Origin of the sequence: Virgibacillus halodenitrificans JCM 12304, from assembly GCF_001310895.1 — a bacterium.
In the GTDB taxonomy this organism is placed as follows: domain Bacteria; phylum Bacillota; class Bacilli; order Bacillales; family Amphibacillaceae; genus Virgibacillus_Q; species Virgibacillus_Q halodenitrificans.
Genome location: NZ_BAZS01000002.1, coordinates 224,070 through 238,071 on the forward strand (window position 1 = coordinate 224,070; position 14,002 = coordinate 238,071).

General features: G+C 35.9%; 15 protein-coding genes. All 15 read left to right on the plus strand.

Annotated elements, in window-relative coordinates; translation table 11 throughout:
- Nucleotides 1-7: 7 nt before the first annotated feature.
- The 15 genes from JCM12304_RS02375 to spo0A all read left to right on the plus strand — a co-directional run bounded on the left by JCM12304_RS02375 (nucleotide 8) and on the right by spo0A (nucleotide 13,909).
- The gene (locus tag JCM12304_RS02375; protein WP_019378267.1) at nucleotides 8-562 is read left to right on the plus strand and encodes a SpoIIIAH-like family protein; all 555 of its coding nucleotides are present in this window, start codon (nucleotides 8-10) and stop codon (nucleotides 560-562) included.
- Nucleotides 563-836: 274 nt separating this feature from the next.
- On the plus strand, nucleotides 837-1,340 hold the full coding sequence (gene accB / locus JCM12304_RS02380) for an acetyl-CoA carboxylase biotin carboxyl carrier protein (protein WP_060678426.1): 504 nt from the start codon (nucleotides 837-839) through the stop codon (nucleotides 1,338-1,340).
- A 13-nt stretch (nucleotides 1,341-1,353) separates the two neighbouring features.
- Nucleotides 1,354-2,712 carry an acetyl-CoA carboxylase biotin carboxylase subunit gene (accC, locus tag JCM12304_RS02385; protein ID WP_019378269.1) on the plus strand — a complete coding sequence of 453 codons (1,359 nt, stop codon included), beginning with the start codon at nucleotides 1,354-1,356 and terminating at the stop codon, nucleotides 2,710-2,712.
- Between the two features lie 31 nt (nucleotides 2,713-2,743).
- Entirely contained in the window at nucleotides 2,744-3,142 is a 399-nt protein-coding gene (locus tag JCM12304_RS02390) for an Asp23/Gls24 family envelope stress response protein (protein ID WP_019378270.1), read from the plus strand.
- Between the two features lie 165 nt (nucleotides 3,143-3,307).
- Entirely contained in the window at nucleotides 3,308-3,700 is a 393-nt protein-coding gene (gene nusB / locus JCM12304_RS02395; RefSeq protein ID WP_060678427.1) for a transcription antitermination factor NusB, read from the plus strand.
- Between the two features lie 3 nt (nucleotides 3,701-3,703).
- On the plus strand, nucleotides 3,704-4,555 hold the full coding sequence (gene folD, locus JCM12304_RS02400; RefSeq protein ID WP_060678428.1) for a bifunctional methylenetetrahydrofolate dehydrogenase/methenyltetrahydrofolate cyclohydrolase FolD: 852 nt from the start codon (nucleotides 3,704-3,706) through the stop codon (nucleotides 4,553-4,555).
- A complete protein-coding gene (gene xseA / locus JCM12304_RS02405; RefSeq protein ID WP_019378273.1) occupies nucleotides 4,556-5,914 on the plus strand; it encodes an exodeoxyribonuclease VII large subunit in 1,359 nt (452 codons plus the stop codon).
- On the plus strand, nucleotides 5,898-6,131 hold the full coding sequence (locus JCM12304_RS02410; protein ID WP_019378274.1) for an exodeoxyribonuclease VII small subunit: 234 nt from the start codon (nucleotides 5,898-5,900) through the stop codon (nucleotides 6,129-6,131). The genes xseA and JCM12304_RS02410 overlap by 17 nt, the downstream gene beginning before the upstream one ends.
- Nucleotides 6,132-7,016 carry a polyprenyl synthetase family protein gene (locus JCM12304_RS02415; RefSeq protein ID WP_019378275.1) on the plus strand — a complete coding sequence of 295 codons (885 nt, stop codon included), beginning with the start codon at nucleotides 6,132-6,134 and terminating at the stop codon, nucleotides 7,014-7,016. It begins immediately after the preceding gene.
- 682 nt (nucleotides 7,017-7,698) lie between these two features.
- Nucleotides 7,699-8,280, plus strand: a complete 582-nt coding sequence (locus JCM12304_RS02420) for a CNNM metal transporter family protein (RefSeq protein ID WP_019378276.1) — start codon at nucleotides 7,699-7,701, stop codon at nucleotides 8,278-8,280.
- A 17-nt stretch (nucleotides 8,281-8,297) separates the two neighbouring features.
- On the plus strand, nucleotides 8,298-9,131 hold the full coding sequence (locus tag JCM12304_RS02425) for a TlyA family RNA methyltransferase (protein ID WP_060678429.1): 834 nt from the start codon (nucleotides 8,298-8,300) through the stop codon (nucleotides 9,129-9,131).
- 37 nt (nucleotides 9,132-9,168) lie between these two features.
- The gene (gene ahrC / locus JCM12304_RS02430; protein WP_019378278.1) at nucleotides 9,169-9,618 is read left to right on the plus strand and encodes a transcriptional regulator AhrC/ArgR; all 450 of its coding nucleotides are present in this window, start codon (nucleotides 9,169-9,171) and stop codon (nucleotides 9,616-9,618) included.
- A 29-nt stretch (nucleotides 9,619-9,647) separates the two neighbouring features.
- Nucleotides 9,648-11,375, plus strand: coding sequence for a DNA repair protein RecN (recN, locus tag JCM12304_RS02435; protein WP_060678430.1), 1,728 nt, complete (start codon nucleotides 9,648-9,650; stop codon nucleotides 11,373-11,375).
- A 233-nt stretch (nucleotides 11,376-11,608) separates the two neighbouring features.
- On the plus strand, nucleotides 11,609-12,868 hold the full coding sequence (gene spoIVB / locus JCM12304_RS02440; protein ID WP_060678447.1) for a SpoIVB peptidase: 1,260 nt from the start codon (nucleotides 11,609-11,611) through the stop codon (nucleotides 12,866-12,868).
- Nucleotides 12,869-13,129: 261 nt separating this feature from the next.
- Nucleotides 13,130-13,909 carry a sporulation transcription factor Spo0A gene (gene spo0A, locus JCM12304_RS02445; RefSeq protein WP_060678431.1) on the plus strand — a complete coding sequence of 260 codons (780 nt, stop codon included), beginning with the start codon at nucleotides 13,130-13,132 and terminating at the stop codon, nucleotides 13,907-13,909.
- The last annotated feature ends 93 nt before the right edge of the window (nucleotides 13,910-14,002 follow it).

Sequence of the window (14,002 nt, forward strand, 5' to 3'; positions counted from 1 at the left end):
TGAAGTAATGTTAAAAAAGCAAACAGTTTGGTTACTAACAATGTTAAGTTTGATGATTGTGTTGAGCGTCTATTACATGACGTCACCAGCAAGTGAAGATTTAGCCTATATTAATGATGGACAAGATCAGGAGGAAGCTGTACCTACAGATTCACAGGAGACAGAAGGAGAAGCTGAGGTAGAAGGTATTTCAAACATGGGTGAAGATGAATTATTCACAACTATTCGCATGGAGTTGGAAGATGAAAGAAGTATGAAAAAGGATAGGTTAAAAGATATAGTTGCTTCAAGTTCTGCTTCTGCAGATGAAAAGGATCAGGCGCTTAGAGATATAGACGTTATCGAGGATGTATCTACAAAGGAGTCCATTCTTGAGGAAACTATTCTAGGTTCAGAAAAATATGAGGATGTATTAGTTCGTTCAGAAGATGACAAAGTACATGTACATGTTAAAGTTGATACACTGTCTTCAACAGAAGTAGTTAACATTATGCAAATGGTGAGAGACGAATTTGGTGAAGTTCCTGTAGATGTGAACTTTCAACCTAAAGCAAGTGAATAAATTGCTAAAACCCGAGCCGTGGACAGACTCGGGTTTTTAATTTTAGAAGCATGGCATCCTCATTTAACATACAAAACTATTCGCATTGAAGACACATCATTGTTATAATAGAGGAGTAAATTGTTTTACATAATCTATATAAAACCGTATTCTTAAAGAGTTCTTTAAACAAGAAAGTACTCAATGTTGAATGAACACCACAATTTATCGTAAAATATTATTAGGAGTTTTTAGGACCTAATACTAAAATTAAGAACGGAAGGGTGCTACCATTATGTTGAAAGTGCAGGAAATTAGAGAAATTATCAAGCTAATTGATCAATCATCCATTAATCAATTTACTTATGAGTCAAACGGAACAACTATAACGATGGAAAAGTCAGCCGGAAATACAACGGTTCAACCACAAAATACCCCAGTTCAAGTAGTAGAAGAGAATCCGTCTGTTCAGACAAAAGAAGAACCAACTATTAAAGAAGAAAAACCAGTAGAGTCTCATAAAGAAGAAACGGTAAAAGAAGAGAGTAAGCCGTCATTTGATTATGAAATAACCTCTCCTATGGTAGGAACATTCTATAGTTCACCATCTCCTGAAAGCGGTCCTTATGTTTCTGTAGGCAGCAATGTAGAAGATTCATCAATTGTATGTATTGTAGAAGCAATGAAGCTATTCAATGAAATAGAAGCAGAAGTTTCGGGGGAAATAGTTGAAATCCTTGTAAAAGATGGCGAGTTAGTAGAGTATGGTCAGCCATTATTCAGAGTAAACAAGAAATAAGGGGATGTAGCGTGTGATTAGGAAACTGTTAATTGCTAACAGAGGTGAAATAGCTGTGCGTATTATTCGTGCTTGTAAAGAAATGGATATTACGACAGTAGCAGTATACTCAGAAGCTGATAAAGAGGCATTGCATGTGCAATTGGCTGATGAAGCTTATTGTATTGGACCTACTTTAAGTAAGGACAGCTATCTGAATTTCACTAATATTATGAGTGTAGCAACACTTACAGAAGTAGATGCCATCCACCCAGGTTATGGGTTTTTGGCTGAAAATGCAGATTTCGCGGAAATTTGTAAAGCCTGTAATATTACTTTTGTTGGCCCCACTCCAGAAGCTATCCAGCAAATGGGGATTAAAGACGTGGCCAGAGAAACAATGGAAAAGGCGAATGTGCCTATTGTACCTGGTTCTGATGGAATTGTTGAAAATACGGACGAAGCAATTGAAATTGCTGAAAAAATCGGATATCCAGTTATTATAAAGGCAACTGCTGGGGGCGGGGGTAAAGGTATTCGTGTCGCCAGAACAGAAGAAGATCTTATTAAAGGAATCCAAGTAACACAGAAAGAAGCAGAAACAGCTTTTGGAAATCCAGGGGTTTATATTGAAAAATTTATTGAAGATTTCCGACATGTGGAAATACAAATTCTTGCAGATGAGCATGGAAATGTAGTCCACCTTGGGGAGAGAGATTGCTCTATTCAAAGAAGGTTGCAAAAGCTAATAGAAGAAACTCCTTCACCTGCTCTTACCCCTGAGATCAGGGAGAAAATGGGTGAAGCTTCTGTAAAGGCTGCAAAAGCAGTTAATTATGTAGGAGCAGGAACAATTGAATATATATTTGATAGAAAAAGTAACGATTTTTATTTTATGGAAATGAATACAAGAATCCAAGTAGAACATCCTGTAACAGAACTTGTGACTGGTGTGGACCTTATTAAAGAACAAATTCTAATTGCTAATGGTGAGAAACTATCCTTTAAACAAGAGGATATTGAGTTTGAAGGGTATGCAATGGAATGTAGGATAAATGCGGAGAACCCATTTAAAAACTTTATGCCTTCTGCAGGCGAAATAGAGATGTATCTTCCACCAGGTGGATTAGGGGTAAGAGTAGATTCTGCGGCTTATCCTGGATATAGAATACCCCCTTACTATGATTCCATGATCGCTAAGCTGATTACATATGGAAAAACGAGGGAAGAAGCAATAAATAGAATGAAACGCTCACTAGATGAGTTTGTTGTAGAAGGAGTGTATACAACAATTCCATTTCATCGGCAGATTATGGATCATGAAGTATTTATAAAGGGAGATTTCAATACGAATTTTCTTGAGGAAAATCCGATCATCGAGAAAAAAGATTGACTGGTCTTTTAATTAATAAAGGAGTGAGAATATGGATGAACAGCCTTTGTTAAACGTTAGTAGTGATAATAATTTAGGTCAAGTTGAAATTGCGCCTGAAGTTATTGAGGTTATTGCTGGTATAGCTGCTACAGAAGTAGATGGCCTCTATGCGATGCGCGGAAACTTTGCAACGGGTGTTGTAGAACGCTTTGGGAAAAAAGCACATAGTAAGGGTGTTAAAGTTGAACTTACTGAAAATGGTGTGCTAATTGATCTCTTCGTTATCCTGAATTATGGCACTTCTATTCCTCAAACTGCACAGAAGTTGCAAACAAATATAAGACAGACACTAAAAAATATGACTGCTTTGGAAATTGATGAAATTAATGTACATGTTGTAGGTATACAAATGGAAACAAAAGAAAGCGATGAACAGAAAGAGGATTAAGGGAGAGACCAAAAGATGATTTCACATCTTTTGGTCTGCTTTTTTATACAATTAATGCGAATAAAAAGTTCTAAAATTACACTTTTAATTTAGTTGGTTGGTCCTAGCGTTGGTTTCTTAATCATGTTATTATTTGGAGAGATTAGTTAAAGGAGCTATATACAAATGAATAGACACACAGCGAGAGAAAAAGCATTTCAAATTCTGTTCCAACTTGATATTAATAAAAATGAGCCTAGTCAAGCAATTAATGATTTCCTTGAAACAGAGGAAAGTGATCCATTCTTAATCTTACTTGTTGAGGGAGTAACAGAAAATAAACAAAAAATTGACCGGGTGTTGACTGAACGTATTGAAAAGTGGTCTTTTGAAAGGATAGCTTCAGTAGAAAAAACAATTCTGCGTATTGCTTCATATGAGATTCGATACCTTGATGACATACCGACAAATGTATCTATTAATGAAGCAGTTGAACTGGCCAATAAATATGGAGATGAGAAATCAGGTAAATTTATAAATGGTGTACTTTCAAAAGTAATTATTGACAAAGGGGAGTAAATAATGACTGCTGTTGAAATTAATGGGAGAGACTTGGCGCAAGAAATTAAAGATGAAATGAAGGTGGAAGTGGAAGAACTTAATGGAAAAGGAATATATCCAAAGCTGACAGTTGTTCTTGTAGGAAATGATCCTGCCTCTAAATCATACGTTAAAGGCAAAAAGAAAGCTTCAGCAGAAACAGGGATCGAATCTGAACTTATTGAGCTCCCGGTTTCAACTACAGAGACAGAATTATTAAACTTGCTAAATGGGTTGAATAATGATAATTCAATTCACGGGATTTTGGTTCAGTTGCCCTTACCTGACCATATTAATGAACAGAAGGTAATTGAGACAATTTCTCCAAAGAAAGATGTGGATGGATTTCACCCAATTAATATTGGTCACATGATGACAGGTAATGATACCTTTCTTCCATGTACCCCACATGGTATAATTACGATGCTTAAATCCCGTAATTTACAGATAGAAAGTAAACATGCTGTAGTTATTGGAAGAAGTAATATAGTAGGTAAGCCTGTTGGACAATTACTATTAAATGAAAATGCGACGGTCACTTACTGCCATTCAAAAACCAAGAATCTTCAACATTATACGAAGCAAGCAGATATCCTAATAGTTGCTGTAGGCAGACCAAATGTAATTAACCAAACTCATCTTAAAGAAGGAGCCATAGTCATAGATGTCGGCGTAAATAGACTTGAAGACGGTTCCTTGACTGGGGATGTTGACTTTGATAGCGCAAAGGAAATAGCTTCTTATATTACTCCTGTTCCTCGTGGAGTTGGGCCAATGACAATTACCATGTTGTTGAAAAATACCATTAAAGCAGCTAAAGGAATGACAAGATAATTGAAAGACAATTATTTAACAGTAACTGCGCTTACAAAGTATTTAAAAAGGAAGCTTGAGACAGATCCCCATTTAAAAAATGTTTGGTTAAAAGGCGAAATCTCTAACTTCAAACACCATAGTCGTGGTCACATGTATTTAACGATTAAAGATGATCAGACGCGTATACAGGCAGTGATGTTTGCTGGAAACAACCGCTTCCTCAAATTCATGCCTGAAAATGGAATGAAAGTTTTGATAAAAGGTGAAATAAGTATATTTGAAGCATACGGACAATATCAGTTATATATACAAAATATGGAACCAGATGGCATTGGTGCTTTATATTTAGCCTTTGAACAGCTGAAAGAAAAATTACATAAAAAAGGGTATTTTGACCAGCAATATAAAAAGCAAATTCCTGTACACCCAAAACATATTGGAGTTATAACCTCGCCAACAGGTGCAGCTGTTCGTGATATTATCACGACAATAAAAAGAAGATATCCAATTGTTTCCCTAACCGTAATTCCCGTTTTGGTACAAGGTCAAAATGCTACAAATTCGATCAAGCAAGCAATTGATAAAGCGAATGAAATGGCAATGTTTGATGTTTTAATTGTAGGTAGAGGCGGTGGCTCTATTGAAGAGTTATGGAGTTTTAATGAGGAGATAGTTGCCGAGGCCATCTTTCGCTCGAGCATCCCTATAATTTCGGCAGTAGGACATGAAACAGATCTTACGATAAGTGATTTTGTTGCTGATATGCGCGCCCCCACACCTACTGGTGCAGCCGAACTGGCTGTGCCTTCACATATTGAATTAAGAGAAAGAATAAAGACGTTAAGAAGATCAGTGAAAAAAGAAATGGCACGGAAAGTTATGGAAGAGGAGCGACAGGTTCAACGGATAAAAGATTCCTATGCTTTTCGTTACCCTCAACTTCTTCTTAAGCAGAAAGAACAGGAACTGGATCAGAGTGTTGGAAATTTACAAAAAAGCGCTGGCAACTATGTTAAAGAGACAGAGAAAGCATATAGAGATCTTTTTAAGCGATTACTGGCCCAGCATCCTAAAAATCAAATACAACAATCTCATAACGAATTAGACCAACTGACAAAAAGACAAAAGTATTGCATGAATTTGTTAATTGAACAGAGTAGTAATCAATTACAGAACACAATTGATAAACTAACACTTGTGAACCCTCTTGCTATTATGCAGCGCGGATTTGCAATACCTTATACGCAGAGAGGGAACATATTAAAGTCAGCTAAACAAGTGAAAGAAAAAGAATCAATAATTCTGCATATGGCAGATGGAAGGTTAAGTTGTTATGTTGAGAAAGTAGAGGAGGAGCATAATGGAGGAAAACAATGAATTATCCTTTGAGGAAGCAATGAAGGAATTAGAAAAAATTGTAGGAAAATTAGAGGAAGGTGATGTCCCTCTCGAACGAGCAATTGATTACTATCAAGAGGGTATGAAGCTTTCAAAGCTATGTAATGATAAATTAAAAAATGTTCAAGAAAAGATGACAAATATCATGAATGAACAAGGTGACCTTGAGCCTTTTGAAATACAGGAGGATGAATAGGTGAGTAGAAATCTGATTTCATATATGGAAGAAAGTAAAGAGCTTATTCATGATGGACTTATATCATGTCTGGAGAAATTGGACATTCCGGATAACTTAAAGCAAGCAATGCTATATTCAGTTAAAGCTGGAGGGAAACGATTAAGACCTGTATTATTATTTTCAGCGTTTGAAGCATATGGAGAAGATAATAAAAAAGCTATTTCCAGTGCAATTGCTCTTGAGCTTATTCATACTTATTCACTGGTCCATGATGATCTCCCTGCTATGGATAATGATGATTACAGAAGAGGAAAGCTAACAAATCATAAAGTTTTTGGTGAGGCGACTGCCATCCTGGCCGGTGATGCATTACTAACATACAGTTTTGAATTAATAGCAAATGATCCTCTTCTGCAAGACGCAGAAAAAGTTGAATTAATTAAATCTTTATCTCGCGCTAGTGGACCTAAAGGGATGGTTGGTGGACAAATTCTAGATATGGAAGCTGAAAATAAAGCTACCTCTCTAACTGAATTAGAACGAATACATGTATTAAAAACTGGTGAATTACTTCAATTTGCTGTTTATTCTGGAGCGTATCTTGGGGGTGCTTCTACTACTGAGTTAGCGGCACTAAATGATTTTTCCTATTATCTTGGGCTAATCTTCCAAATACAAGATGATATTCTTGATGTTACTGGAGATTCTCAAAAAATGGGAAAACAGGTCGGTAGTGATGAGGGAAACAATAAAAGCACTTATCCAAAGTTACTCGGTTTGGATGGGGCTATCGAACAAAAAAATATGTATGCTAAAAAAGCAAAGGAAGCTTTAAAAGAAGCAAATGCAGCTCATTCTAACTTAATGGCGTTAACAGACCATTTTAGTAATAGAGATCATTGATAGTAATTGGTATAAAAGTGATTTTTATGTTATAATTATAAATAATGAGGAATGGTGCAGTATTCTAGTCAGTCCTCCGTTCCTGAAGGCGGGCCTAAAAATCCGCCAAAGGGCACATCGATGAAGTTCCTTGTGTTGGCTTGAGGCGCCCAGCCTTGGGTCGATGCTGGGAGTTAAGGTTTTCGGGCGATCCACAAAGGCATGTGGGCGTTGACCCGATTACCGCGGAGGCCCATCTCTGTCGTGACTGCTAAGCCTAGGAGTCATTATGGAATGGGGTATGAACCTGCTTAATTGGGTAAGGGACACCTTGTTAGCAGCGTAGCCTGCCTTGAGTGGTGTCTGAGGGGATTAGAGTCTTAAATATAAGTACTGGTGGCCACAGAATTTATATTTTTATCTCTATGAAATCAGCACTGCAAAAGAGGCTAGGGAGCGGCTAAAGACTGTAGAGGAAAACTCCTAGACTGTTCTTGGACATTTAAAAGGGATTATAGTGTGGACTAAGTGGTAATCCAGTCTAGCTAATGGTGACATAGCTAAGATGGGTTTAAAGGGGAACCTCCTTTTATGGCAACATAGGGTACCCATCTGGGAAAACCTACTGGACCTAAGCCGCAGTTTTTATCTTTTAAATGACCATTCCTTCTTACATAATAAAATAAGATTTCAGAGGTAAATTATGAATTCCCAAATAAAAAATTCTTTAAAATTTAGTCTTACTATTGCCGTTATCACATTTGTGTTAGCGGCTATTTTTTCAGTTATTTCTTCTTCCATTTTGGGTGAAGTTATGTGGATGATAGGGTTAGTTATTGTGTTTCTCATTGTGCTAATTGGTGTTATTTTTGACATGCTTGGTATTGCTGCTACTGCTGCTAGCGAGTCGCCTTTTCATGCGATGGCAGCGGAAAAAGTACACGGTGCCAAAGAAGCTGTAGCAATAATAAGAAATGCAGACAAATTCGCCAGTTTTTGTAATGATGTGATAGGAGATATTTCTGGTATTGTAAGTGGAACTGCATCAGCTATTGTGGTGCTGCAAATTGCCAATTTATTTGGTGAAGGCGAGGGGTCCTCCATCCAGATCATCCTCTCTGTTATATTGACAAGCTTGGTAGCAGCAATTACAGTTGGAGGCAAAGCAATTGGGAAGTTTTTTGCTATACATTCTTCTACTTCAATCATTTTTTTTGCTGGAAAGTTAATCTCAATAATTGAGAATAAATTTAAAATAAAAGTATTACCAAAAAATAAAAAGTAGTAAAGGATTATTTAAATATGGGTAAAAAACGGGTTGATGTTCTATTAGTGGAAAGAGGGTTAATTGAAACAAGGGAAAAAGCCAAGCGTATCATTATGGCTGGACTTGTATACACAGAGCAAGAAAGAATTGATAAACCGGGAATAAAGGTAGAAGAAGATATTCCTTTAACTGTTAAAGGAAAGCTTTTTCCATATGTAGGTAGAGGAGGCTTAAAGTTTGAAAAGGCCCTTACTTATTTTGCTATCTCTGCTCAGGATAAAATCATGATTGATGTAGGTTCCTCGACCGGTGGATTTACAGATTGTGCTTTACAAAATGGAGCTAAATTAAGTTATGCGATAGATGTAGGATACAATCAATTAGATTGGAAGCTAAGAAATGATCAAAGAGTAATTGTAATGGAACGTACCAACTTTCGCTATGTTACACCAGATATGCTGGCACATGGACAACCGGATTTAGCTTCTGTTGATGTATCATTTATCTCCCTTAAATTAATATTACCAGTGTTGAAAAAATTATTAAAAGCAGATAGTAATGTTATAATTCTGATTAAACCACAATTTGAAGCGGGTAAGGAGCAAGTGGGTAAGAAAGGCATCGTTAGAGACCGAGGTGTTCATTTTCAAGTTTTAAAGCAAATTATTTCTTTTGCTCAGTTGGAAGGATACGCTTTCAAAGATGTAACATATTCCCCTATAACGGGCGGAGATGGAAATATTGAATTTTTAGCTCATCTTTCTTGGGTGAATAGGGAAGATTGTGAACCAATAGATGAAAAGCAGCTTTTGAAGCTAATTGATGATGCACATAATGAATTAACAATAATAAATAAAAAAGAAAAATGACTACGGGTCTTTGTGGTCTGCGTAATGAGGGTGTTAAATGAGTAAACTACAACGTCATATTAAAATTCGAGAATTAATTACAGAAAACGAAGTTGAAACACAGGATGAGCTAGTATCTGATTTAAAAGATCTTGGATTCAATGTAACTCAAGCTACCGTCTCACGTGATATCAAAGAACTTCATCTTGTAAAAGTACCATCCACAAACGGCAGCTATAAATACAGTCTTCCTGCTGACCAACGATTCAATCCATTAGAAAAATTAAAACGGTTAATTAATGACGCATTTGTAAAAATAGAGCATGCAAGCCACTTTATAATTTTAAAGACTTTACCTGGTAATGCCCAAGCAGTGGGAGCATTAATTGATAATTTGGATTGGAAAGAAATTATGGGCACCATTTGTGGGGATGATACCTGTCTTATTATTTGTAGGACGGAAGAAAAAGCAGAAGTTATTAAAGAACGATTTATTGATATGCTTTAACTAATGTCTTGTTTGGGGTGATTATTAAATTGTTAACAGAACTATCTATTCATGACTTCGCGATTATTGAAGATATATCTATAACGTTTAATGAAGGACTAACAGTTCTAACTGGTGAGACTGGTGCTGGGAAATCCATTATTATTGATGCAGTGCAGTTATTGGCTGGCGGCAGAGGATCTGTCGAATTTGTAAGACATGGAACTAAGAAAGCGGAGATTGAAGGCTTATTCATTATTGATTCTGACACCCATCCCATTTATAAAGTAGGAAAAGAATATGGTATAGAAATATCTGATAAGCAGATTGTGTTACAACGCACTATTACTGCCAACGGGAAGAGTATATGCAGGGTAAATAGTAAATTAGTTACACTTGCAATATTGAGGGAGTTTGGAAAGACACTAATTGATATTCACAGTCAGCATGAAACGCAGTCGCTTATGAATCCTGAACATCATATCGACTTACTTGATATGTATGATGCAGGTCAAATTAGAAAAACTAAACAAGAATATCGAGAACTTTTTAATAAACTTTTATCCCTCAAAAACCGCTATAAGAAATTAAGTGAAAATGAACAGGAAATGGCCCATCGGTTAGATCTTCTTCAATTCCAACTTAAGGAAATTGAACAAGCAGATCTAGCCCCTGATGAAGATCAGAAATTGGAAGAAGAAAGAGATTCCTTGGTTAATTATGAACGTATTTATCAAGCTTTACAGGATGGCTACAATGCTTTGTATGGAGAGCAACGAGGGCTGGAATGGGTTAATAAAGCTCAGGTGGCGCTACAATCTGCTGCTACATATGATAAATTTATTGAAGAAAAAGCTGAAGCAATCTCTAATCACTATTATGCTTTAGAGGAATTAACTTATGAACTACGGAATTATACAGAAATGCAACAATACTCCCCAAGCAGGTTGAATGAACTTGAGGGTAGATTAAACGAAATCAGCCGATTGAAAAAGAAATATGGTGCTACGGTAAATGAAATTCTGGAATATATGGGAAAAGTAGAAGAGGAAATCGAAGAAATAACTAACAAAGATTCACACTTGTCTAAGTTGGATGAGGAAATAAAGGAATTAGAAAAAGATGCATATTTAGAAGCAAGACAATTACATGATTTACGAAAAAAAGCAGCCAATTCTCTAACTGCAAATATTCATAAAGAATTAAAAGGATTATATTTAGAAAAAGCCTCATTTGCGATTTCGTTTGGAGAGGTTGATGGTTATAATGAAGAAAAGCTTCCTCTTCATAAAAATGGTTTCGATCAAATACGGTTTTTAATTTCAACAAATACAGGTGAACCGCTTAAAGAATTGAACAAAATTGCTTCCGGTGGAGAGCTTTCCAGAATAATGCTTGTTCTTAAAAAGATTTTTTCCAGACACCAAGGTGTTACAAGTGTTATTTTTGATGAAGTGGATACAGGAGTTAGTGGCAGGGTTGCACAAGCCATTGCTGAAAAAATATATCAAATATCACAAGCTTCGCAAGTACTGTGTATTACACACTTACCACAGGTAGCATCGATGGCAGATACCCACAAATTTATTAAAAAACTTGAAAAAAACCAGCGCACTTTCACATCTGTCTCGGAGCTTACAATTGAGGAACAAATTGATGAACTTAGCAGAATGATAACCGGCACTAAGTTAACCGAGACTGCAAAAGAACATGGAAAAGAGATGCTTGAATTAGCAAATCATTATAAAGAGCAAAAAAATACGGATAAATTTATGTAAGAAGCCAGAAAATAGAATATCTGGCTTTTTTGTTTGTTTAAAAACGATAAGAGCCCACATACATATATACATAAAATAGCTGACCGTTTAAAAGGAAAAGATACACATCTTTGCTTATCATTAACCAGTTTATTTACATGGCTGTTAGGTCAAATTAAAGACACAGAAGAAATAAAGCATAGGTTAGGAAGAGGAGAGTGACACAGTTGAATTTCTTAAAAACAAATATAAGAATGTTAACAGGCATATTACTTCTCACTGCCGCGTTAATTATTCCATTTCTAACACCTGTACAAAATTACCTCTCCATTCCGAATGAGCTGGAAATTTTTCATAATAGCCAAGTGCAAATCCCTACTTTAGGAGAGAGTATTCAAGTAAGTAATACCTCTGAAAAAAGTGTGCAGTCAATAGATGGCTCATCCTTTTACGCTAAAAGTCCTGGTGGAAGTGAAATTATTTATGAGCTTGCCGGAATGCCGATAAAAAAAGTGGATATGTCCGTACTTGATGATTTACGAGTGATACCAGGTGGGCATTCTATAGGTGTTCAACTTCAGACTAAAGGAGTACTTGTAGTAGGACACCACTTAGTTACTATTAAGAATGGATCTGTATCGCCTGGAGAAGAAGCAGATATTATGGTTGGTGATGTTATTTTGGAGATCGATGGGGAGCCTATAAAAGAAATGAAAGAAGTAAAGCCATTTGTAAGTAAGGCTGCAAAAAATAAAACCCCTCTAAATATTAGGTTAAAAAGAGGAGACGAGATACTTGAGAAAAAATTGCAGCCAGTAATGGATAAGAATGACCAAGAATACAAGCTGGGTTTATATATAAGAGATACGGCTGCAGGGATTGGAACAATGACTTTTTATGATACAAAATCAAAAAAATATGGAGCGCTAGGTCATGTTATATCGGATATGGATACGAAGAAACCAATACAAATTAATGATGGAACAATTGTACACTCTTCGGTTACTTCAATTGAAAAAGGAAATAATGGTGTACCTGGTGAAAAACAAGCGACATTCTCTATTAAAGAAAATAAAATTGGTTCTATAACTAAAAATAGCCCTTTTGGTATTTTTGGTAAATTGAATGCAAATAGTATAAACAACTTAAAAGGCAAGCCACTGCCTGTTGCTTTATCACATGAAGTCAAAGAGGGTCCTGCCACAATCCGAACTGTTGTGAAGGATGAAAAAGTAGAAGAATTTGATGTGGAGATTGTCAGTTCAGTGCCGCAAAAATTTCCTGCAACAAAAGGGATGGTAATCAAGATAACCGATGAAGAATTACTCAAAAAAACTGGAGGTATTGTTCAAGGAATGAGTGGAAGTCCAATTATACAAAACGGAAAAATTATAGGTGCAGTTACACATGTATTTGTAAATGATCCGACCTCTGGTTATGGAGTCCATATTGAATGGATGTTACAGGACGCAGGTATAGATGTTAAGAAACAAAGTAAAAATAAAGCTGGTTAAAAAAATGACTTGTTATGGAGATGCTCCATTTCAAGTCATTTTTTATTTATAGCCATATTATGGTATTTGTGTTATATTTAAATAAATATTTTTCGACAAATTTGTCTAAATTTATCAAATGATGCAGTAAGTTGAAGTAATATAGAGAAAAAGAATGTAAAACAAAAAAAGTCAAAGTTTTTTAAATAAAAGAAGGAATTTCTAATTTTTTGGAGAATATTAGTAATAGAGATAACTGTTACATAAAGGAGGATTTTTTTAGTGGGAAAAGTTAAAGTTTGTCTTGTCGATGATAATAGGGAATTAGTTAAATTGATGGAAGAGTATTTCGAGGATCAATCCGATATAGAAGTAATTGGAGTTGCTCATAATGGTAGAGAACGTTTATCTATGTTAGAAGAGATGGAGCCAGATGTTCTCTTATTAGATATCATAATGCCGCACATTGATGGGCTTGCCGTTCTTAATACACTTAGAAACCAAGATGGTAACAAGCCGAATGTTATCATGTTAACTGCATTTGGGCAGGAAGAAGTGATGAAAAAGGCAGTAGATTTAGGTGCTTCTTATTTTATATTAAAACCGTTTGATTTGGATCATTTGGCAGATCAAATACGTCAAGTACAGGGTAATGGTTCTTTTTCATCACCAAATATGCGTCAGTCAAACAAAAGAGAGAAAAAGAAGCAGGATTTAGAAGCAAGTATTACAAATATAATTCATGAGATTGGAGTTCCTGCGCATATTAAGGGGTATATGTATTTAAGAGAAGCAATTACAATGGTATACAATGATATCGAGTTATTGGGGTCTATTACAAAAGTCTTATACCCAGATATAGCTAAAAAGTATAATACTACGGCATCAAGAGTAGAGCGTGCAATCCGCCATGCGATTGAGGTAGCTTGGAGTAGAGGGAATATTGACTCGATATCTGCTCTTTTTGGCTACACAATTAGTATTACAAAAGCAAAACCGACTAATTCTGAATTTATTGCTATGGTTGCAGATCGGTTACGTTTGGAGCATAAAGCGAGTTAAGTTATATAAAGCGCAAGCGATTGCTTAGCATTATTGATGACTGAGTGAGAATAAGCATCTCTCTAGTCCCATCTGAATGCTAAATGTTCGCTT